Consider the following 22198-nt stretch of genomic DNA (forward strand, 5'->3'; position numbering starts at 1 on the left):
AGGAGTTTCACGGCCATGTCCGATGGATCGATTGAAGACGCGCTGAAGATCACGCTGGAGGATTACCGGCTGACCCGTGGTGAAAAGCGGGCGCTCGCGAAAGTGGTTGAAAAATTTGCTGACGATGACCGGCAACTGGCGTATGCCCGCAACTTCGCCTTTCAGTTGGTACGCGATCAACTCGGCGGCCCCAACGATGCGGAACTGATCGACTGGCTGGAAAACGCCCTGAAGGTCCTGGTGCCCAGGGAGTCAGCCGGCGATCGCGAGATCCGATCCGAGGCGTTCTTCAGTCCGGATGACGCCTGCGTCGGCAAGATCAACCGGTTGTTCACCTCGTCGCGCAAGGCGGTGGACGTCTGTGTGTTCACAATCACCGACGACCGGATCAAAAACGCGATCCTCGCCGCGCACCGACGCGGCGTCGCCATCCGAATCATTTCCGACAACGACAAATCGACCGACCTGGGTTCCGATATCGACCAATTGGCACGTCTGGGAGTCCCCGTCCGCGTCGACCGGACGGACTATCACATGCACCACAAGTTCGCCATCTTCGACAAGCGACAACTGTTGACGGGAAGCTACAACTGGACGCGAAGCGCGGCGAAGTACAACGAGGAAAACTTCATCGTCACCGGCGACACGGCGCTGCTGGGGGCGTTTCGCAGGGCGTTCGATGAGCTTTGGGAGGAGTTGGGGCGGTAGCGGGGGGAGGTGGGGAAGAGGTGTGGCAGAATGATACGGGGCAGAATGATGAAGACAGGGGGAGAGGGAGACAAGGAGACAAGGAGACAAGGAGACAAGGAGTTAGGGTGGAGCAACAGATCGAAACAACATCATTCTGCCACCCCATCATTCTGCCACCCCATCATTCTGCCACCCCATCATTCTGCCACCCCATCATTCTGCCACCCCATCATTCTGCCACCCCATCATTCTGCCACCCCATCATTCTGCCACCCCATCATTCTGCCACCCCATCATTCTGCCACCCCATCATTCTGCCACCCCATCATTCTGCCACCCCATCATTCTGCCACCCCATCATTCTGCCTTCTCATCGTTTTGCCCCCATCGTTTTGCCCCCATCGTTTTGCCCCCATCGTTTTGCCCCCATCGTTTTGCCCCCATCACGCCTCGTCACTCCCCTTTGTAGCCTCGCCACATCCAGACCAGTGTATCGGCGAGGGTGTGTTCGAAGACGCGGCGGTCGCAGTGTCGTGAGGCGCGGCTGAAGACGAATCGATAGTCGTAGCCTTTGGTTTTTAGCGCCGCGGCGGTCCGTCGATTGGCCATCACCCAGTTGTGATAGGTTTCTTCGGGATCGTTCGCCCGATTGTCGTTTTCGGCGACGTGGGTGAAGATCCGCAGCGGTTTCTTTTCACTGTTCTGGATCAACTTCAGGCCCGAGTGATACTCCCAGGCGCCCAGCGGGTACTCGGCTTCTTCGGCCGCATCGTGGTCTTGCTGGTCGACGAAGGTGCCCGAATACGTGATCAGACGGCGGAACAGATCGGGACGGAACCAGCCCATCGTCAGTGCCGCCGCGCCGCCGCTGCTGCATCCCATCACCGCTTTGCCCCAGGGGTTCTCCGTGAAGGCGATGTTCGGATAGGCCGCTTTGATTTCCGGGTGGTTGAGCACCGCCGGCAACACTTCATCGTTGATGAAACGGGCCAGACGGTCCGACATCGTGTCGTACTCCAGGCCTCGTTGGCTGCCATAACTATCGTTGCCACCGTTTTGCACGGCGATCGCGATGAAAGCGGGAAGCCGACGATCGGGATCCTTGGAAATCGTCAAGTTGTCCAGGGCATGGCGGACCAGATCCAGGCGACTGGGGCCATCATGCGTGACCAGGATCGGGGCCTTGGTGCCGTCGCGATACGCATCCGGAACGTAGACCCAGATCTTCCGCTCAGTTCGTACCGGCTTCTTCGGGTCCAGGGTTTTGTCGTCACCGCGAAAGATCTTGCTGTCGGCCAAACGCATCGAAAACTCGAACAGCTTGCCTTTGGGATTGCCGCGATCGGTCAAGTCGGGATCGATGCGGTAGTCGGGACCGATCGTGTAATCGCCGTTGCCTTCGGTCCCCGGATTCTCACGGTAGTCTTCGGCCAAGCCGGGCTTCGGGAGTGCGATGGACGCCAGCAGAAAAAACAGGAAAGCGGGGACGGACGTGACGTGAATGCTCGTTTGTGATTTCATGTTTCAGGGGAGATTCTCAAGGATGGGATCGGGGAGTCAAACTTGCTTGCGGGTCGAATGTAACGTTGAACCATTCACTCTGTTTGCCCAGGCAGTGATCCATTGCCGATTTTTTTTGGGGGGCAGGCGCAAGAGAATGTGCAAGAAGCGTCAAGCGAGGGCAAAACGACAGGGGCAAAACGATGTTGTGGCAGAATGATGTTGTGGCAAAACGATGTTGTGGCAGAATGATGTTGTGGCAAAACGATGTTGTGGCAGAATGATGTTGTGGTAGCGACGCCTCCAGGGGACCTGTTCCGCTCGATTGCGCCACTCAACTCCCTCTCTCCTTGTCTCCCTCTCTCCTTGTCTCCTTGTCTCCTTGCCCCCATCGTTCTGCCCCACGACAACATCCCTGCATCTTCAACCTCCCCCATCCCGATCCTTTCCGAGCGGATGTTTCTCCGGGTCGACGATTTCCTGAAACCCATTGAGCACGACGGGCACGCTTTGGTGAAAGCAAACGACGTTCAGGGACGCGATGTTGCCGAAGATGTTTTCCCGATCACCGAAGAAGTTGTCGTCGCTGAACAGCGGAGGTGTGTGCCACCAGAGCCGATAGCCCAGTTCCATGATCAGCCGAATCAGCGGTTCGGACTGCTCGACGCGGTCATTCTCGACGTACAGCACCGGTTTAAAACGCTCGATACTTCCGCGGGCCCCCCGCAGCACCGCTTCTTCCATCCCCTCGACATCGATCTTGATCAGGTTCAGTCGGGGGAAGCGAAAAACATCGTCAAATCGTTTCACCTGCACGGGCGTCCCTTGGCGATACCGCGTGCTCAGCGAGAAACCGCCGAAGTTGCCTTCTTGTTCGTAGCGAATGTCGGGCACCACCGTGGTGGCGGGATCGGCCCCGAGCCCACAGTGGAACGGGTCCACGTGGGTCAATCCATTCAGGGCCAGATTGGCGCACAGATTCTGAAACACGACCGGTTGCGGTTCGAACGCGAGGATCCGCCCCTGCCGCTGGACCTGCTGTGCCAGTCCGACGGTGTGGGAACCGATGTTCGCACCGATTTCCGCCACGACGTCGCCCGGTTTGACGATTTGTCGAAACAGTTTCATTTCGCCTGGTGAGAACTCGCCGTATTTGATCAACGATCGACCGATATACATGTCATTGGCATTGACCAGGAACCAGCCGTCGCGGCCTTTGACCAATTGGTTCCAGTGGCCCAGATCTGTGACTCGTTCCATTTTCGCTATCCTCTGGTGGTCGCCGTCGAACCGGAGATTGATCTTTTACGTATTTCCGTCTGTAATACCGTTTCAGGCCGTCCGGTCAGGATGCCGGCCGAAGTGACATGCACCGTTTTCACTGCAAATTTTCATTGCGGATTTCACTGCGGAGACCATGAACGCACCCCAAATCGACGAACAGATTGCCAAGTACTCACAGATGTGCAACCGGCTGGCGGACGAGGTCGGGCGACTGCTGGTCGGTCAGGAAACGATGGTTTCGCGTCTCTTGATCGGATTATTGACCGGGGGGCACGTGCTGCTCGAAGGCGTCCCCGGGCTGGCAAAAACGCTCACCGTCAGCAGTCTGGCCCAGGCGATCCGGACCGATTTTTCACGCATTCAGTTTACCCCGGATATGCTGCCGGCGGATGTCATCGGCACCGAAGTCTTCAATCCCAAAGAAGCGACTTACAGCGTCAAACGCGGGCCGATTTTTTCCAACCTGATCCTGGCCGACGAAATCAACCGCGCCCCGGCCAAGGTCCAGAGCGCCTTGCTGGAGGCGATGCAGGAGCGGCAGGTCACCATCGGCACCGAGACCTTCAAGTTTTCGCAGCCGTTCCTCGTGATGGCGACGCAAAACCCGATCGAGCAGGAGGGGACGTATCCGTTGCCCGAGGCCCAGGTCGACCGCTTCATGCTTAAAACCAAGATCGATTACCCGTCCCGTGAGGACGAGCGAAAGATCGTCGACCGGATGGCCGGCGGCAAAGCGATCCCAGAAATTTCGGCCGTCACCTCGCCGGAGGAACTTTTGGAAGCCCGTGCGGTGGTCGAGAAGATCTGGTGCGACGACAAGGTCCGCGATTACGGCATCGACGTCGTCCGTGCCACACGCGATGCCGTCGGATCCGGGGTCGCGGCGCTGGAAAACATGATCGAAATGGGAGCCAGCCCGCGCGCTTCGATCTTCCTGCTCAAAGCCGGCAAGGCACACGCGTTTTTACAAGGACGCAGTTACGTGACGCCACATGACATCAAGTCCTTGGCACCGGACGTGTTGCGACACCGTGTGGTGTTGACGTACGAAGCGGAAGCCGAAGGCAAATCGGTCGACGACGTGATTCGCCAGATTCTGGACAATGTCCCGGTGCCGTGACGCATCGTGTTGACCGGAAACAAGTGGGATAGGCTTCCAGCCTGTCGACGCCGGATTGACAGGCTGGAAGCCTATCCCACGCTGCATTGACAGGCGAGAAGCCTATCCTACGTTCTTCACAAGCTGGAAGCTTACGCCACTTTTTATGTTGCCTCGCGAAGTCATTCGAAGAGTCCGAGAGATCCAAGTTCGAACCGGTCGCCAAGTGGCCGACGTTCTCGCCGGCCAGTACGTCTCGGTGTTCAAAGGCCGCGGCATCGAATTCGACGAAGTTCGACCGTACATCCCCGGCGACGACGTCCGCACGATCGACTGGAACGTGACCGCCCGGATCGGCGAACCGTTTGTCAAACGTTATGTGGAAGACCGCCAATTGACGCTGATGGTGATGGCCGACGTGTCCGCGTCCCAGGATTTCGGTTCGGGCCAACGCAGCAAACGAGACGCGACGGCAGAACTGAGCGCGCTGTTGGCGTTTTCGGCGACGCTCAACGACGACAAAATCGGGTTGACCCTGTTCCACGGCGCGATCGAACAATACATCCCCGCGCGCAAGGGCCAACGGCATTCGCTGCGGGTCATTCGCGAAGTCCTGGCGCACGGTAACGTGGAAACCCGCTCGCCGCCCAAGCGACGCCGTTGGCTGCCGCTGGGACGCCGCCGCGCCTGGTGGCGAACCGGGCGTCAAGCGACCAATATCGCCGGTGCGATGCAGTTCTTGATGTCCGTCACCTCGCGGAAATCGATCTGCTTTGTCATCAGCGACTTCCTGGGCGACGGTTTTCTGGAAGCCATGCAAAGCGCCAATCGCAAGCACGACGTGATCGCGGTGTTGGTCACCGACCCGAAGGAATTGGAATTCCCCAGCGTCGGCCTGGTCAACCTGGAAGACGCCGAAACCGGTCGCGTGGTTCAGTGCGATGCGGGATCCAAACTGTTTCGCGATCACCTGGCCGCGGCCGCCGAAAAACGCGTCGAAGACCTGCGCCGCACTTTCGGCCGTTCCGGAATCGATTTCATCCACATCGATGCCCAAGGCGACGTCGTCGATCCGCTGGTCAAGTTTTTCCGCATGCGTCAACGGAGGATGCGATGATGGATCCACAACAAGCCGCAAGACCAATCTTGATAGACGGGCTGGGGGCGACCATCAAGCGTAACGTGAACGCCGCGATTCACCGATCGACCTCCCCTCGCTTCGCTCGACCCTCCTGCCAGGAGGGTGACTTTCGACCTGCACGACCTCCCAGAGGGAGGGTGACGACAGCTTCGTTGGTGAATGCGCTAGTCGTCCTCCTACTCTGCGTCCTCCTGACGCCTGTCGCGTCGGCCGAATCGATTGTTCAACAGCGGCAATCCGGCCCGGTGTCGATCGACGTGACGCTGGAACCGAAAGCGCCGGTGATCGGCGACACCGTGACACTTTCGATTCAGGTCACGGCTGAGCAGGACGTCGAAGTCTTGATGCCTGATTTCGGGGATGCGTTGGATCGTTTTTCGATCGTCGACTTTGCGCCACGCGAGACGATCGATGATGCGGGACGAACGGTTGCCAAGCAGACCTACCGCCTGGATCCGCCATCGTCAGGCCGGCACGTGATTCCGCCGATCTTGATCGAATACGTCGACCGTCGCCCCGGCCAGCAACAAGCTCCGGAGGGCTTGGACGCTTACGAAGTGCTGACCGATCGCATTCCCTTCGAAGTCGCCTCGGTGCTGCCGGACAACGCGGCGGTCGATCTGAAGCCGCCGATGGAACGGTTGGCCCCGATCCAGCCCCCGGCGCCATCGCGATGGCCGATCTTCGCTGCGATCCTGATACTCGCGCTGGTCTCGTTGCCGCTGCTCTGGCGAGCCATCGCGGCAGCACGACGACGCAAACGCCGGCGATCGGCCTATGACGTCGCAACGACGCGTTTGAGCAAGCTGTTGCGGGATCCACGATCGACGGGACCGCAAATCGATGAATTTTATGTCGGACTGTCCTACATCATCCGCAAGTACATCGAAGACCGATTCGAAATGCGCGCGCCCGAATTGACGACCGAAGAATTCCTGACGTCGATCGGTCAGTCGCCGGATTTTTCGGCGGACCACCAAAGCTTGCTGCGCGAGTTTCTTCGCCAAGCCGACCTGGTGAAATTTGCCCGCGCCCAGCCGTCGGGAGAGGAGATCGAACGCGCGATCGGCAACGTCCAGCGTTTCCTGGAAGACACGCGCGAGAATGCCCCGATGATCAACGACGAGTTTCCGGAGTCGGAGTCGGATTCCGAGAATGAGGTGCCGCCAGAAGACGCGGCGCCGAAACGCCAGATCGAGGAGGCCGCTCATGGGTGAGATCGAACTGCGCGATCCCGCGTTCCTGCTGCTGGCACTGCTGGCCCCCTTCGTGTTTTGGCTGGCCCGTCACAACCCTTCGCGGATTCGTTACTCATCGGTCGCGATCGCCGAGGCCGCGCCACGGTCGTTGCGTGCAAGACTGGCCGGCCTTCCCGCGTTGTTGATGGCGTTGTCGGCGTTGCTGGTCTCCGTGGCGCTGGCCGGACCGCGTACGCCTGATGCGGAAACGAGAGTCAGCCGCGAAGGCATCGCGATCATGATGGTGCTGGACCGCTCGGGTTCGATGCAAGCCCGCGACTTGGTCCAAGATGATTACAGTGTCGATCGGTTGAGTGTCGTCAAAGACGTCTTTCGCGGTTTTGTTTTGGGCGAAGGCGATTCAGCCGGAGACGGGCGTCCCGATGACACGATCGGATTGATCGCCTTTGCCGGCTATGCCGACAGCCTCTGTCCGCTGACCTTGGATCACGGCAATCTGACGACGATGGTCAATGATCTGGAAACCGTTTCGACGCGTGAAGAAGACGGCACGGCGATCGGGGACGGATTGGCGTTGGCGGTCGAGCGGCTGCGGCGGAGCAAGGCCAAGTCGAAAGTCGCGATCCTACTGACCGACGGGGTTCACAACGCCGGTGTGGTCGACCCCAAACAGGCGGCGGAGGTGGCCGCGGCCAGCGACGTGAAAGTCTATTGCATCGGCGCGGGAACCCAGGGGCGAGCGCCGTTTCCCGTTCAGGATCCCTTCACCGGTCGGACCGAGTTGCGGCTTTTCGATGTCGAACTGGATGAAGACACGTTAAAAAGGATTGCCGAAACCACGGGCGGTCGCTATTTCCGCGCCACCGACCGCGAATCACTCGGTGGGGTGGTCGCGGAGATTGACGCGCTCGAACGAACCAAAGTGACCGAGTTTCGCTACTTGCAATACGACGAACACTACCGATCCTTTTTGCTCGCCGGGCTGTTGTTGGTCGGCGCGGCGGCAACTTCCAAAGCCAGTTTGTTCAGGACGCTTCCGTAAAATGTCGGATTTTCGATTCGCAACACCAGGTTGGTCGGCGGCCCTGTGGGTCGTCTTGGCAACCGTCCTCACACTGCTCTACCTGGAGCAGCGACGTGGTGATGCGCTTTCGCGTTTCCTCTCGCCCGTCATGCAACCGCGCCTGGTCTCACGCTCGTCATTGATGCGTCGCTCCGTGGTGACGCTGCTGTTGGGGCTGGCATCGGTTTGTTTTGTTCTGGCGCTGATGCGACCGCAATTCGGATTGACGTACGTCAAGGCGCCGCGTGTCGGTGCGCAGATCATGTTTTGCCTGGACGTCAGCAAATCGATGCTGGCCGAAGATGTCGCCCCGAATCGACTCGATCGTGCCAAAGCCGACATCACCGACTTGCTGACGTTTTTAGATGGCGATCAAGTCGGATTGATCGGGTTCGCCGGCCGGGCAAGCGTCTTGTGCCCGCTGACACCGGACTATGGGTTCTTCAAACTGGTCCTCAACGGCGCCGGCCCCAACAGCGTCGGGCGGGGCGGCACACGGCTGGAGGAACCGCTGCGGAAAGCTTTGGATGGATTTCGATCCGAAAGCGATGTCTCCCGCGTCGTGTTTCTGATCACCGACGGTGAAGACCACGATTCGCACCCGTTGGATGTGGCCAAGGACGCGATCGAACGTGGCATCAAAATCGTCGCCGTCGGCCTGGGCGATGAAGCGGGCAGCGAGATTCGCATCACCGATCCACGAACCGGCGTGCAGCAACAGGTGCTTGACGCGGACAACCGTCCCGTCGTCACGCGTTTGGATGGAGAAACACTACGCGAACTCGCTTTGGCAACCGCAGGCGTTTATATCCCCGCGGGAACGGGAAGCCTGGATTTAAAATCGATCTATGACGCGCATATCCGACCGCTGGTCCGTGGCGAACTGTCCGCCGAAGGCCGGGCGATCCGACGTGATGCGTTCCAGTGGATGATCCTGGCCGGGCTGATCCTGATGATCGCCGCCGTCGTGCTCGGCCACCGTCGCCCCCCCGATGCGTTTGCACCGCGGCAAGCAGCGCGGCAAGCAGCGCCGCAAGCAGCGCCGACGGACTCCGTCGCCAAGGCTGCATTGGTGCTGATGATCCTGTCGATGCTGATCCCCCGCGTCGCGATCGCAGAGCAAACAAAACCGGATCAAACCGTGTCTGCGACCGCCCCGACGACCGCTGACGAACCGGTCGATGCTGACGAACCGGTCGATGCTCGAGAAACCTACAACCGTGGCCTCGATCGGCTGAGCGGTGATTTGGATGAAGCGGAGCGGTTGCTCAGCCAAGCCCGTCGAGAAGCCGGCAGCGACGGAGAGGTTCGGTTTCGCGCGACGTACAACCTGGGCTGGGTGGAAATCAATCGCGCCGACTCGGTGATTGAAGCGGAACCCGAACAGGCGCTCGAACATCTGCAGCGCGCCGCCGGTTGGTTCCGCGACGCGATCCGATTGCGCAGCGACGCCGATGACGCACGTCACAATCTGGAAGTCGTCTTGCTGCGAATCACGCAACTCCGCGATCAACTGATGAAACAGGATGATCAAGACCTGGCGACCAAGCTGGACGCCCTGATCACCGCTCAACGCCAGACCATCGGCAACCTTCGCGCGCTGGTCCAACACGTTGCCGACAGCGACGATCCGAACATTGCCGACCAATACCGGTCCCAATTTCAACGACTGGCCGTCGATCAACGTGTCGCGTTGTCCGACCTGCAGGGATTGGTCGACGAAGCCGCCGGTGAATTGGAGACGCTGGAATCGAAAGCGGAAGCCGATCGATCGCCGGAGGAGAACATCCGCATCGCGCAATTGAACGGTCTGCTCAGTTACCTGAACCAGGGCAGCCAACGCATCGGTCAATCACGCAGCCAACTTCGTCGTCGCCAGGCATCCCGCGGTTTTCGCCGCGCCGCGACGGGATTGAACCAGCTGAAACGTGCCCGCGATCAACTGCGCGATCCGCTGGAGATCTTGGACAGTCTTTCGCGAGACATCGCCGAGACGGCACAACAGACGGCGTTCAAAGCGATCGAAAGCCAAGGTGTCGGCGGACAAGACGACTCTCCCGACATCCCCCGCTGGATCGATCAGGAGTTTCTGTCCGACAGTCAAGCCGATTTGACCGGTCGCACCGAAGAGCTGACCAACCGCCTGGCGGCCGGCCTGGAGAGCACATCCCAAGACGATCCCCCAACCGACATCAGCGCCGAACAGCAAGCCTTTTTTGAGAAACTCGGCCGGGCGATGCCCCACTTGATCGCGGCCACCGAAGCGATGAAGGCGGCGAACGAAAAACTCGCCTTCCCCGAATACGCTGCCGCAAGCGAGCAGCAGGTCAACGCGATCACCGAACTGCAACGAGCCCGTGAACAGTTTGCGGACCTGAAAACGTTGATCGAGTTGGCCTACGCCGCCGAACAGGAAATCGGTACCGCGTTGGCGGAGTTGGTCGGTCAATCGGAACCGGCCGATACAGGGACTGACGAATCACCGGCTGGCGAAACGCTAGACCCGGACGTTGCCAAGCAGTTCGTCGACTTCATCACCGAGCGCCAGGCTGAAAACCTGCAACGCATGCAGCGACTGCGAGACGAGATTGCCGCCGCGACCACAAAAGCTCAAGCTTCACAAGACGAATCCGCCCAACAAGAATCCACCGACCAAACAAGCGCGGAACCGTCCCAGGAACTTCAACGACTGACCCTTGCGATGCAACTGGCCGAACGTGCCAGCGAACAAATGAAGGCCGTCGTCGCGGATTTGCCGGCCCCCGATCAGCCTCCCCTGTTAGCGGAAGGGCGCGAGCCCTCCGGTCCTTCCCAAGCATCGCCCGCCGAAACCCCGAACGCCGATGAACCTCCCCTGTTAGCGGAAGGGCGCGAGCCCTCCGGTTCTTCCCCGGCTTCAACCGCCGAAACGCCACAACCCTACGCGCTCTCCCAAAGCCATGCCGAAGCCGCCGTCGAGACCTTGCAGGATCTCCGTCGCCTGTTCTTCTCAATCGTCGAACACCTGAGAGAAACCGCGCAGCGGCAGGCCGGGATCAATGATGAAACCGAGCAAATGGCCGCGTTGGAGCTGGAATCGGAAGCAGAAGCCGAACGTCAACGCGCCGACGCAGCCGAACTCGCCTCGCGACAAACAGATCTCTCCGAGATTGCCCAGCAGATCGCATCGGCCTTAGAACAACAGGCCGAGGCCGCCACGGACCAACCGCCTGACTCCGGCGCACAAGCGAATCCCGTCGATCCGCAACAGCAGCAAATGATCCAGCAGAACGCCGAAAAGGCAGCGAAGGCGGCCGGGCTGGTTAGGGAGTCCACCGAACAGATGGACAAGGCGTCCGAACAGCTCAGCGGTGACCAGCCGCAGATCGACCAGGCACGACCGCCGCAGGACCTGGCACTCGAAAAGCTGATCGAAGCGCTGCGAGAATTGCAGCCGCCACAGCAGGATCCATCGAATCAGCAACAAGACCAAGATCAAGATCAACAACAACAACAGCAGCAACAACAGCAGCAGCAATCCGACCAGAACCAACCGCAAGAGCAAGACGAAGAACAAGACGCGCAAATGGATCCGTCACGCGTCCTGCAAGCCGTCCGAGACCGTGAAGCACAACGACGTCGCGACAAGGACCAACGCCAGCGTGCGGGCCAGATACCGGTGGAAAAGGATTGGTGATGACGATGAACTTGCCTGTCAACAACGAACCAAAAATCAGTTTCGTCGCGAGGCTCGCCAGAGTGTCGGCCTTCCATCCTCCAGCGGCGGCAGTGGCGGCAGTGGCGCAGACAGTCCCGCTCCGCCCCTTGCTCACATCGTGGATGGTCCTGCTGTTGCTGGCGACCACCGCCGTCGCCCAAGACGTGAGCGTCCAGGTGGCGACCGAAGATCCGCCGCACTACGTCGGCGTCAGCGTGATCGTCCAGTTGACCGTCGATGGACTGGAAGCCAAACCGGCACCGCAATGCGTCGCCGAATCAACTTCGCCGGATGTGCGCGTTCGATTAGCAGGCATCAGCCCGCGAATCGTTCAGCGCATGTTTCAGTCGGGCGCGCAGATCCGACGGATTCAACAGGTGACGCACACCATCCAATTTCGTGTCACGGCCAACAAACCGGGGGACTATGAAATCGGTCCGTTCCTGATCACCCAAGGCAGCACCGAAAAGCGTGTTGACGCGATCACCCTGTCCTTCGCCGAAGTCCCGACGACGGACGACATGCGGATCAAGTTGCAACTGCCCGATTCGGCCTATCCCGATCAACGCGTTCCGGTCACCATCCAATGGTGGTTCGCCGGCGACACCGACGACGTCAATCAGCTGTCGATCGATGGGACGATGTTGGACGGATTTCGATTCGCTCCCGACCGGGCGGCTCAGCGGGGCGAGTCGCGACTGCCGATCGAGACCGACGCGGGCCCAATCTCCCTGGCCGCCACGGCCGAACGCAAAACGGTCGACGGCAAGGAATTCACGGTCGTGTCGGCACAGCGGACGTTGATTCCCAACCGTCCGGGAACGTACGAAATCGCGCCGATCACCGCGACGATCCAGTGGGTCACACAGTGGGACCAGCGTCGGCGATCCCCGATGGATGATTTCGGTTTCGGCGGCTCGTTGCTAGAAGAAGCCTTCGGCAGTCGCCGTCGCCCCGCGAAAGTCGAATTGTTTCGCGCCGCAGGCGAACCGTTGACGTTCGAAGTCAAACCGTTCCCCAGCGCAGGCCGGCCCCAAAGCTTTTCAGGTGCCGTCGGAAACGGATTTTCGCTCGATGTCACCGCCGATCGCACCGTCGTTCGAGTCGGAGACCCGATTCGATTGACGCTGCACCTGCGCGGTGACGGCAATATCGAAGGGGCGACACTGCCGCCGCTGTCCGCCGATGGTGGATTGGATCCCCGGCACTTCCGTTTGCCCGAAGGCGACGTGACCGGTGTTCTGCAAGACGATCAGGACGGCAAGCAGTTTGTCGTCTCGGTCCGCGTGCTCGATCAAGGCATCAGCGAAATCCCATCGATCGCGTATTCCTGGTTTGACGCCGAACAAGAACGCTACCAAACCACGCGGTCGGAGCCGATTGCGTTGCGTGTCATGCCGGCGCAGGTCGTCGGCGCGGACGCGGTCGTCAGCAATCAGTCCGGCAATGCACCTGGTGACACCGCGTCGAACGATCCAGCCGCCGAATCATCTCGGTCCAGCGGGCCACGCAGCTTTACACTCAGCGGTGCCGACTTGGCGATCGAACGGGATCCGCAACGGCTGTTGACCGGCTCCACCAGCTTGCTGGCCCGTCCATCGTTCCAATGGGCCGGATACGCGTTGGGGTCGGCCTGTTTGATCGTTGCCCTGGTGGATCGAAAGCGGCGCCAGGTCGATCCGGCGGTTCGCAAAGCCTCGGCTGTCGTGCGGGCTCAACGGGGACGCATCGCCGCGGCCGAGCGATTACCGGAAAAGGAAGCCGCCCTACAAATTGCCGAGGCACTCCGCGTGGCTCATCTTGAATTCCCCGACACGGACCGTTCGACCATCCAGACGATCATTGCCCAGTGCGAAGCGATCGCCTACAAACCCGGTGACGACGCCGATGCAAGGATTGCGCCGGACCTGTTGGGGCGTGCCTTGGCAGCCATCGACACCTTGAAACCAAGCAACGGAGCTGCATGATGCGGCCGACAGCTCTTCTGTTCGTTTTGATCCAGGTTCTGTGCGGCGCCGCAACGGCTGCCGACACAGCCGACGACGTGTTGCAGCAAGCGATCCAGGCCTACCGGTCGGCCTTGGACCAGGCCCAACGCGATCGACGACTGGAGTCCTTTGCCCGCGCCGAAACCTTGTTCACGCAGGTGATTTCCGACCAGCGGTCTCAAACGCCGGACCAACCGCCGAGTGCAGACCTGTATTTCAATCAGGGGAATGCGGCATTGGGAGCGGAGCATCTTGGTGCCGCGATCCTGGCCTATCGCCGTGCCTTGGCAATCGCTCCCAATCATCGGCGCGCGCGCCAGAACCTCGAATTCGCCCGAACGCTGCTGCCCGATTGGGTTCCCGTTCCGGACACGGATGCGATTTCATTCGGGTCCTTTTTTGATTGGATGCAAACGATTCAAGTCCGCCAGTGGAATGGAATCGCCGCGGTCGTTTTCGTGCTGGTGATGGTGTTGGCGGCAGTTTATTTGCGAACGGACAAGACCGTGGCACGCAACTTGGCTGTCGTGTTTCTGATCGTCTGGATTGGCGTGCTCGCCAAAACGTGGATGCTTCGCAGTGATGCAACCGAACGAGCCGCGGTGGTGCTGCTTCCCGAAGTCACCGCACGGTCGGCCGATTCGATCAACGCCCCCGCAACGTTTCGCGAACCGCTGCCCGGCGGCGTGGAGGTCACGATCATCGACGACCGCGACGACTGGGTGCGCGTGCAATTGTCCGACGGTCGCGAGGCCTGGCTGCCGGCGTCCGCGATCGACCTCGTCGCCTCGTAATCCTCCCAAACTTGTTCCCGGGCTCCCGCCCTACGCCGTGAACGATTTTTTAGCGGCAGGGCGCGAGCCCTCCGGTGTGTTGGCAATACCAAGGAACCGGAGAGCTCGCGGGCTGTCGATTGAGTGGAATTGGTGAGCCGCTGGCCGTAAGGCCTCGGGCGGGCGCCTGGATGCCCGGCCGCTTACGCGTCGCGGCTCAATCACTCAACCGACAGTCCGCTTGCGCCCTGTCGCTACAAATCGTTCACGGCGTTGGGCTCCCGCCTCCTGCCCGCACACCGCGTGTGGCGGGAGCCACACCGACATCGCGTCCCAAGGCGGAGCCTTGGAACGAGCGACAACTTGTTCCCAGGCTCCCGCCTGGGAACACACTGTCCCGGAGGCTCCCGCCTCCTACCCGCAACCCGCGTGTGGCGGGAGCCACACCGACATCGCGTCCCAAGGCGGAGCCTTGGAGCGAGCGACAACTTGTTCCCAGGCTCCCGCCTGGGAACACACTGTCACGGAGGCTCCCGCCTCCTATCCGCACACCGCGTGTGGCGGGAGCCACACCGACATCGCGTCCCAAGGCGGAGCCTTGGAACGAGCGACAACTTGTTCCCAGGCTCCCGCCTGGGAACACACTGTCACGGAGGCTCCCGCCTCCTACCCGCAACCCACCTGCGCCGTCACGCCAGCACCTTCTCAATCACGTTGCCGTGCACGTTGGTCAGCCGAAAGTGAAACCCCTTGTAGCGAAACGTCAGTCGTTTGTGGTTGATCCCCAGCAGGTGCAACACCGTGGCGTGGAAATCGTGGACATGGAAGGGATCTTCGGTTGCGGTGAATCCGAAATCATCAGTCGCGCCGTAGCTGCATCCCGGTTTCACGCCCCCGCCGGCCATCCATAACGGACCGCTCTTGGTGTGATGGTCTCGTCCGCTACCTCCCTGGGACATCGGCGTGCGGCCGAATTCGCCACCCCAGATCACAAGCGTGTCTTCCAGCATGCCGCGTTGTTTCAGATCTTTCAACAGGGCCGCACAACCTTGATCGACCTCCTTCGTTCGCGCCGTGATGCCTTTGACGACGCCGCTGTGATGATCCCATCCGGTGTGATAAAGCTGGATGAAGCGAACGCCCCGTTCGGCCATCCGGCGCGCCATCAAGCAATTGGAACCAAAGCTGCCGTCCGGTTTTTCACCGACGCCGTAGAGCTGACGCGTGGTCGCCGACTCTGACGAGAATTCCGCCAGTTCCGGCACACTGGTCTGCATTTGAAACGCCAGTTCGTACTGATTGATCCGCGTCAGAATCTCGGGATCATCGACTTGGTCATGGTGGAGCCGATTGAGCGATTCGATCGACCGGATCGTCTCGGCTTGACTGGTCGCGTTGATGCCGGTGGGAGATTTCAGATAGTTCAGGGGTTGCTCACTGCCGTAGAACTCCACGCCTTGATGTTTGCCCGGCAAGAACCCGTTGTGCCACGCCGTGGTCGGAATGGGTTGGCCCAAGGGACCGCTTCGCATGACCACAAAGTTCGGCAAGTCTTCGGTTTCGGCGCCCAAACCATAGGACAACCAAGATCCCATGCTGGGTCGTCCCGCGATACTGAACCCGGTGTTCATGAACGTGTGCGCGGGGTCATGATTGACTTGATCGGTTTGCAGGGTGCGAACCACGCAAAGATCGTCGGCGACCGTCTGGAGATGCGGCAACAGATTGGAGATTTTTTGGCCGGATTTCCCGCACGGTTTGAATCCGACGTCTGTCCCGAAACATTTGAGTGCCTCGTATTGCAGAAAGGCCAGCTTCACGCCATCGGTCAACGACTTTGGGATCGCTTTCCCGTTGAGTTCGCGGAGCATGGGTTTGTCGTCAAACGTTTCGAACTGACTTGGCCCGCCGGACATGTACAGGTAAATCACCCGCTTGGCTTTGGGCGGATGATTCGGAAACGATCGCTGGGACGATGACGCGGCGGATGATGGTTCGCCGAGCATCGACCCGAGCGCCGCCGCGGCGATACCGCTGGCGGATCGTCCAAAGAAATGGCGGCGCGTCACGTCCAGGATGTCGGGATGATTCATGGTTCAGGACCGGGTCAGGAATTCGTGGAGGTTCAAGATGGCACGCGCAACCGCGGTCCATGCCGCGATTTCGGGTGCGTCGTCGATCGAAGGAGGCGGGGATTGACCGATCGAAACCAATCGTTGTGCATCGTCGGTCGCGTTTCGATAGTGGGCACGCTGATGGGCCAACAGTTTTTCCAGCACATCGATCTCGCCCGCCGAAGGTCGACGTTGCAACGACAACACGAACGCCGATTCGATCCGGTCTCGATCGCTGCGATCCGAGGCGTCACAGATCCGCATCGCCAGCACCCGCGCCGCTTCGACAAAGATCGGATCATTCAACAACGACAGTGCCTGCCCTGGTGTATTGGTGATGTTCCGTTTCGCCGTGCACTCCTGACGCGTCGGGGCGTCGAACGCCAACATCGTCGGATGGATGTTCTGACGCTTCCAAAAGGTGTAAAGGCTGCGATCATACTGCGCCGCATCGGGACTGGTTTCCCAAAGCATGTGACGACTTCCATACATGACCTTGTCCGAACGTGACCAATAGGGATCCGGTTGATAGGGGAAGAAACTCTCGGTGGGAATTTCCTCTGTGTCACGCAACAGCCCCGCAGCGTGCAACGCCGAATCGCGGATACTTTCGGCATTCAAACGGAAACGGCTTTGTCTGGCGTGCCAACGATTCCCCGGGTCACGTTCGCGCAGATCTTCCGATGGGATGGAGCTGAGTTGGTAGGCCTGGGTGGATGTCAACAATCGCACCATGTGGTCGCGGTCCCAACCACTGTCGCGAAACTCGCACGCCAGCCAGTCCAGCAGGGCCACGTTGGACGGCCAATCGCCCTGGGTACCGGAATCTTCAAGCGTCTCGCTCAAGCCCCGGCCGAAAAACTGATGCCAGAGCCGGTTGACCGCCACGCGTGCGACCAGCGGGTGAGCGTCTGAGAAAAGCCATCGTGCCAGATCCAGACGCGTCAACGGTTCGGATCGTTCGGCAACCTCTTCTGCGTTCAAAAACTCCGGATACGCCGGCGCGACGATCGGACCCGATTCGTCTTGATAATCACCGCGGTTGAGCAGTCGCGTCGTCTTCCGCTGGCGTGCCTGCTGAGACACGAGCACGGGCATCGCGGTCGCACGCATCAAAAAGAGTTCCGATTCCAAGCTTCGCAATTCGGCCATCTGTTCGAGCAGAGTTTGCTCACGAAACGCATCGATGACAATCTCTCGCTGCAGTTCCGTCCGCTTTCCCACGGCGGTCTTGAGCGCCGACGCGACGAATGCGGTACGACTCTGGTAGACCTGTCGGTTCATGGGTTGTTGCCACCAGCGACGGACGGCAGTTTCACCCAGCGCGAGCGCGGTCGTCTTGTCCGTTCGCAGCTCCAACCCGCTGTCCCCCCAGCCCACGCGGCCGCCGCTGTGCAACCAAGCCATCCCGCAGCGTTCGAAGGTCTTGCCGCCGACCGGTGGAATCTGTTTGCTGAAGGGGACCCGCAAACGTACCCAACCCGACTGCTGGGGAAGGTCCCCGAGCCGCAAGACACGCCCGGGATCACTCCATCGTTGTCGCTCGGCCAGTTCGCCCGACGTGTCATCACCCCAGTAATAGGTTTCGTAGTTGGCGGTGTTCCACCCCAGTCGTCCGTAGTCACCATTGGAGACTTGGAAGCCGATCATGTCCGGGCGGTCGTCTTCATCAATCCAGACATCGACGTACCAAGCGTCCTTCGTCTCGTCTGTTTTTTGTCCCCCAGGATTCAAGTAACCGGTCATCAATTCGGCGGCATGATGCCGGTGAAGCCGTCCGGGGGCGCTGTGGGTCTGGCGGGCGAAACGGCCATCGAAGTTCGCGACAGAAAAACTCCCTTCCACAACGCGGGCCGCCGGAATCTGAGCGGGAACCCAGACAAAATCGGTGCGGGATTCGGAATCTTTCAGTTTGGCGAGGATCGTGTCTTCCCAGTCCTCGATGTCGTCGATCGGTGTATCGGCGATGGTCTGTTTCAGTTGATCGATCGATTTCGCGAGCTGGCGATCTCGCCGCGCGGATGCGGCATCGTCGTGGACATAGTGCAGCGGCTCGCGACGATCGCCGGGCGTGTAGACGCCGGCTTCAACCAGGTCATCAAAAAATGCGGCCAGGCTGTAATAGTCTTTGGCAGAGAACGGGTCAAATTTGTGGTCGTGGCATTCTGCGCAGCCGGTCGTCATCCCCATCCACACCGTGCCCAGCGCTCGAACATGTTCACCCTTCAGCTTGTACAACTGCTCTTTCTCGATCGCACCGGCTTCGCAATTGGTGTTGACGATGCGGTTGTATCCCGACGCGACCAATTGGTCGTCGCTGGGATCGGGAAGCAAATCGCCGGCCAACTGCTCGATCGAAAACTGATCAAATGGCATATTTTGATCGAACGCGTTGATGACCCAAGCTCGGTAGGCGCCCGACGCGATCGGTTCGTCGCTGACAAACCCGCTGGTATCGGCCCACCGCACCAGATCCAGCCAGCGGACGGCCTGGTGTTCGGCGTAAGCAAGCTGTGACATCCAGCGATCGCGAATGTCAACAAAGTTTCGTTCGGTTGGGTCTTGTTCAAACGCCGCCACTTCCGCGGCCGTCGGCGGCAAGCCACGCAGGTCATAACTCAGTCGCCGCAATCGTTCTCGTGGAGTTGCGATGGGAACCGGAGAGGCGCCCTGTTCGGCCCACCCGGATGCCAACAGGGCGTCGATCGCAGCGGCCGCCCGCCCTTGACTTGACACCCCCGGGCCGTCTGCAGCAGCGGGCACTTCGGGGCGTTCCAACGACCGCCACGCCCAATGTTGTTGGTATTCCGCCCCCTGATCGATCCAGCGCCGGAGCAGGTCAACGTCTTCGGCCGAGAGTTGTTTCTCGGAATCCGGCGGCGGCATGATTTCGTCCGGGTCATCGCTCGTGATGCGTCGCACGAATTCAGACTGATCGGACTCGCCGGGGACGATCGCGCCGCTGTCGGTCGCATCGTCGAATGAATCCAGTCGCAAATCGGCTTCGCGGCTCGATTCGTCGGGGCCATGACAGAGCAAACAGTTCTCGCTCAGGATCGGTCGGATGTCGCGATTAAAATCGACGCGGTCTTCGCCGACCGCCGCAACGGGCAGGGCGATCAAAAACGTCAACAGCACTCGCGTCAGGGGAATCATCATCGTGGCGTAAGCTTCCAGCTTGCGAATTCGGCATTCCGCATGCTGGAGTGGCGTAAGCTTCCAGCTTGCGATTTCGGTCTTCCGCAAGCCGGAGTGGCGTAAGCTTCCAGCTTGCGTGTCTTTCCCCAAGTCTACCTTCTCGCGCCCCTGACTTCTTGCACGGATCTCGAAGCGTTTGGTAGATTTTGACCATGACCGGAACACCTTCCCACCAATTCCAGGTTCTTCGTGGATTTTAATGGCTAATCACTCAAGCCCCAGGTTTTTCGAGGCATTGCTGCGATGTCCGAATGGGTGTTGGACGACAACCGCTCGGTTCAAACGCCCCTCCGGCGACGCGCGGGCCGGTGGAGGGCACGAAGCACCTTCGCCGCATCGCAGACCAGGTGATTCCTAGGCGGGTTGCTCCTCCGCAGAGCCCGTCTCCGCTACAGCTGGCTTCGCCATCAGACCGAACAGAACCATCGGACATCGCAGTCATCCCTCAAAAAACCTTCCCCGTGTATCCGAGAGCAGCCACTAAAATCCGCGAAGAACCCCCATTCCAAGAACAGTTTTTTCGGAAACAACCTCTCGCGGAGTCGTTGATTGCACTGTTTGACGCACTGCCGCAGACATATTTTTACGCCAAGGACGTCGACAGCCGTTTTGTCAAGGTGAACCAACAGTTCTTGGACAACCATGGGCTGGCCGACGAGTCCGAGGCGATCGGTAAGACCGACCACGACCTGCATCCGCCGCTGCTGGCCAAGGCCTACATCGAAGAGGATCGACGTGTGATGTCGAGTCGCCAGCCGCTGCCCGGACAGGTCTGGTTGGTGCTGCATCGCCGCCAGACCCCGCGCTGGTACGTGTCGACGAAAACCCCGTTGTTCAATGCTCACGATGAAGTCATCGGCATCGCCGGGGCGATGTACCGGATCGAGCATCAACAGGAATTGACGCGGCATCTACAGGAATTGTTGCCCGCGGCACGGCACATCGAACGGCACTACAACGAACCGATCTCGATGGCGGAGATGGCCAGTTTGACGGGGCTCTCCTCGACGCACTTCAATCGACGCTTTCGGCAATTGCTGCGGATGACCCCGATGCAATACTTGCGCAGCATCCGAGTTCAGGCGGCACGCGATCTTCTCACGACTTCCTCCAGAACGCTTGCGGAGATCGCGGTGGACGTCGGATACACCGACCAAAGTCATCTGACCAAACGGTTCCGTGAAGTCACCGGCATCACGCCCGCCGCCTACCGCCGCCAGTTCGTAAAATCCAGCAGCGAGTGACGTCGAGCCGCTTTGAAAGTCACGCTCCTGGTAGGAGAGTCGATTTTATAGGTGACGGGTTTGATCGTGGCGGAAGGAGCCAAGACTTGTGCAGCGTGAGAAAACTGCACGGCCTCTCTGGCGAGGGGACTCGACGACTGGTCCGTCCGTGCGATCGCGATACCGCCATCACGATCGGAATCGCCTGATTCAGAAAAGCTCACAAAGCGTGCGGTTTCGCCCAACGCGGCACAGGCTTTGCTCGACTGAGTGCGATCACGGACAGCAGGCGTTGCTGTCGCGCGACGTGTCGGATCAGGCGTGCAACTCAGAGACGCTTGGCCGGTACAAGATCGCATCAAAATGTTGCAGAGGAGCTAAACAATGACGTTTTCCGACGAGAGCTACAACTTAAGAATTGAACTGGACACCAAAGGCTGCGAATTGTCGGCCGACGAGATCGAAGACATGGAACTCGATCTCCACACGTTGCGCAACCTGGTGGCGGACTTCCCTGTGTCAGATCTGCACATCACGGTCGTCTACCATCAAAAAGCGCGTGACTACCACGTCAAAACCAGTTTAGGGCTCTCCGGGAAAATGCTGTTCACCGGCGAACGCCACCGCAAGGTGCATCCGGCATTCGAAAGCTGTATCCGAAAACTGACCAAAAAGGTTCGCGCCTACAAACGTCAGATGCGGGTCGGCGAGGAGGCCGAGAAACTCGCCGCGGGCACCCGACATGATGTCGCCCCCCTGGGAGAAATCAATGTCGAAGCCATCGTCCAAGCCGTCCGCGATGACGATTACCAACACTTTCGCCATGAAATGGATGTTTTCGAGTCCTCGTTGGCGTCGCGGATCAGCCATTGGGTCGAACGCTACCCCGAAATCGGCTCGCGGCTGGAGCACCCCTTTCAAGTCTCGGACATCATCGAAGAAGTCTTCCTCAACGCCTTTGACTGCTTCGCCGAACGTTCCCATGACATTCCACCGGGACAGTGGCTGGAAAGCTTGATCGATCCATCCGTTCAAGCGTTGCTGCAATCGCCCGACGAAGAATACGAGCGAATCCAATTCGCGAAAATGGCGATGATGGATTGAATGGAAACCACCGAACGTGCGTCTTCGCACGTCCCCATCGGTGACCAAGACGAGAGCGCGCCCTCGGGCGCGCTTTTGGTCTTTTGACTTGTTCACGGGCTCCGCCTGACGCAGTGAACGATTTC

General features: G+C 59.9%; 14 protein-coding genes. 10 read left to right on the forward strand and 4 right to left on the reverse strand.

Features of this window, described 5'->3' with window-relative positions:
• The first annotated feature begins 15 nt into the window (after positions 1 to 15).
• Positions 16 to 708: a phospholipase D-like domain-containing protein gene (locus Enr13x_RS25610; protein ID WP_145389637.1), complete on the forward strand. Its 693-nt coding sequence runs from the start codon at positions 16 to 18 to the stop codon at positions 706 to 708.
• Positions 709 to 1143: 435 nt separating this feature from the next.
• On the opposite strand, the gene Enr13x_RS25615 is transcribed toward Enr13x_RS25610, so the two are convergent.
• A complete protein-coding gene (locus Enr13x_RS25615) occupies positions 1144 to 2211 on the reverse strand; it encodes an alpha/beta hydrolase (protein WP_145389638.1) in 1068 nt (355 codons plus the stop codon).
• Between the two features lie 402 nt (positions 2212 to 2613).
• Entirely contained in the window at positions 2614 to 3450 is an 837-nt protein-coding gene (locus tag Enr13x_RS25620; RefSeq protein ID WP_145389639.1) for an FkbM family methyltransferase, read from the reverse strand.
• Positions 3451 to 3607: 157 nt separating this feature from the next.
• Between Enr13x_RS25620 and Enr13x_RS25625 the strand changes: the two genes are divergently transcribed.
• The 7 genes from Enr13x_RS25625 (at position 3608) to Enr13x_RS25655 (ending at position 14455) form a co-directional block, all read left to right on the forward strand.
• Positions 3608 to 4594 carry an AAA family ATPase gene (locus Enr13x_RS25625; RefSeq protein ID WP_145389640.1) on the forward strand — a complete coding sequence of 329 codons (987 nt, stop codon included), beginning with the start codon at positions 3608 to 3610 and terminating at the stop codon, positions 4592 to 4594.
• Between the two features lie 205 nt (positions 4595 to 4799).
• Positions 4800 to 5690 carry a DUF58 domain-containing protein gene (locus tag Enr13x_RS25630; protein ID WP_231743782.1) on the forward strand — a complete coding sequence of 297 codons (891 nt, stop codon included), beginning with the start codon at positions 4800 to 4802 and terminating at the stop codon, positions 5688 to 5690.
• A 179-nt stretch (positions 5691 to 5869) separates the two neighbouring features.
• The gene (locus Enr13x_RS25635; protein WP_145389642.1) at positions 5870 to 6931 is read left to right on the forward strand and encodes a DUF4381 family protein; all 1062 of its coding nucleotides are present in this window, start codon (positions 5870 to 5872) and stop codon (positions 6929 to 6931) included.
• Positions 6924 to 7955 (forward strand): VWA domain-containing protein, encoded by a 1032-nt coding sequence (locus Enr13x_RS25640; RefSeq protein ID WP_197455358.1) that lies wholly within the window; start codon positions 6924 to 6926, stop codon positions 7953 to 7955. Before Enr13x_RS25635 ends, Enr13x_RS25640 begins: the two co-directional genes overlap by 8 nt.
• Before the next feature lies 1 nt (position 7956).
• The gene (locus Enr13x_RS25645; protein ID WP_145389644.1) at positions 7957 to 11652 is read left to right on the forward strand and encodes a VWA domain-containing protein; all 3696 of its coding nucleotides are present in this window, start codon (positions 7957 to 7959) and stop codon (positions 11650 to 11652) included.
• Positions 11653 to 11657: 5 nt separating this feature from the next.
• Positions 11658 to 13640, forward strand: a complete 1983-nt coding sequence (locus Enr13x_RS25650; RefSeq protein ID WP_231743783.1) for a BatD family protein — start codon at positions 11658 to 11660, stop codon at positions 13638 to 13640.
• Positions 13637 to 14455 carry an SH3 domain-containing protein gene (locus tag Enr13x_RS25655; protein WP_145389646.1) on the forward strand — a complete coding sequence of 273 codons (819 nt, stop codon included), beginning with the start codon at positions 13637 to 13639 and terminating at the stop codon, positions 14453 to 14455. Before Enr13x_RS25650 ends, Enr13x_RS25655 begins: the two co-directional genes overlap by 4 nt.
• Before the next feature lie 668 nt (positions 14456 to 15123).
• Here Enr13x_RS25655 and Enr13x_RS25660 read toward each other — a convergent pair.
• A complete protein-coding gene (locus Enr13x_RS25660) occupies positions 15124 to 16527 on the reverse strand; it encodes a DUF1501 domain-containing protein (protein WP_145389647.1) in 1404 nt (467 codons plus the stop codon).
• Positions 16528 to 16530: 3 nt separating this feature from the next.
• The gene (locus Enr13x_RS25665) at positions 16531 to 19707 is read right to left on the reverse strand and encodes a PSD1 and planctomycete cytochrome C domain-containing protein (RefSeq protein ID WP_231743784.1); all 3177 of its coding nucleotides are present in this window, start codon (positions 19705 to 19707) and stop codon (positions 16531 to 16533) included.
• Positions 19708 to 20291: 584 nt separating this feature from the next.
• On the opposite strand from Enr13x_RS25665, the gene Enr13x_RS25670 reads away from it, so the two are divergent.
• Entirely contained in the window at positions 20292 to 20990 is a 699-nt protein-coding gene (locus Enr13x_RS25670; RefSeq protein ID WP_231743785.1) for an AraC family transcriptional regulator, read from the forward strand.
• Positions 20991 to 21353: 363 nt separating this feature from the next.
• Positions 21354 to 22073 carry a hypothetical protein gene (locus Enr13x_RS25675; protein WP_145389649.1) on the forward strand — a complete coding sequence of 240 codons (720 nt, stop codon included), beginning with the start codon at positions 21354 to 21356 and terminating at the stop codon, positions 22071 to 22073.
• Positions 22074 to 22198: the final 125 nt, after the last annotated feature.

It is taken from the genome of Stieleria neptunia, from assembly GCF_007754155.1.
GTDB classification, from domain to species: Bacteria; Planctomycetota; Planctomycetia; order Pirellulales; family Pirellulaceae; genus Stieleria; species Stieleria neptunia.

What these genes read in the sequence shown, in the direction of transcription:
- Enr13x_RS25610 (WP_145389637.1), top strand. Translation starts at nt 16, where the DNA reads ATGTCCGATGGATCGATTGAAGACGCGCTGAAGATCACGCTGGAGGAT.
- Enr13x_RS25660 (WP_145389647.1), bottom strand. Translation starts at nt 16,527, where the DNA reads ATGAATCATCCCGACATCCTGGACGTGACGCGCCGCCATTTCTTTGGA.
- Enr13x_RS25665 (WP_231743784.1), bottom strand. Translation starts at nt 19,707, where the DNA reads ATGATGATTCCCCTGACGCGAGTGCTGTTGACGTTTTTGATCGCCCTG.
- Enr13x_RS25645 (WP_145389644.1), top strand. Translation starts at nt 7,957, where the DNA reads ATGTCGGATTTTCGATTCGCAACACCAGGTTGGTCGGCGGCCCTGTGG.
- Enr13x_RS25620 (WP_145389639.1), bottom strand. Translation starts at nt 3,450, where the DNA reads ATGGAACGAGTCACAGATCTGGGCCACTGGAACCAATTGGTCAAAGGC.
- Enr13x_RS25655 (WP_145389646.1), top strand. Translation starts at nt 13,637, where the DNA reads ATGATGCGGCCGACAGCTCTTCTGTTCGTTTTGATCCAGGTTCTGTGC.
- Enr13x_RS25640 (WP_197455358.1), top strand. Translation starts at nt 6,924, where the DNA reads ATGGGTGAGATCGAACTGCGCGATCCCGCGTTCCTGCTGCTGGCACTG.
- Enr13x_RS25615 (WP_145389638.1), bottom strand. Translation starts at nt 2,211, where the DNA reads ATGAAATCACAAACGAGCATTCACGTCACGTCCGTCCCCGCTTTCCTG.
- Enr13x_RS25625 (WP_145389640.1), top strand. Translation starts at nt 3,608, where the DNA reads ATGAACGCACCCCAAATCGACGAACAGATTGCCAAGTACTCACAGATG.
- Enr13x_RS25650 (WP_231743783.1), top strand. Translation starts at nt 11,658, where the DNA reads ATGAACTTGCCTGTCAACAACGAACCAAAAATCAGTTTCGTCGCGAGG.
- Enr13x_RS25675 (WP_145389649.1), top strand. Translation starts at nt 21,354, where the DNA reads ATGACGTTTTCCGACGAGAGCTACAACTTAAGAATTGAACTGGACACC.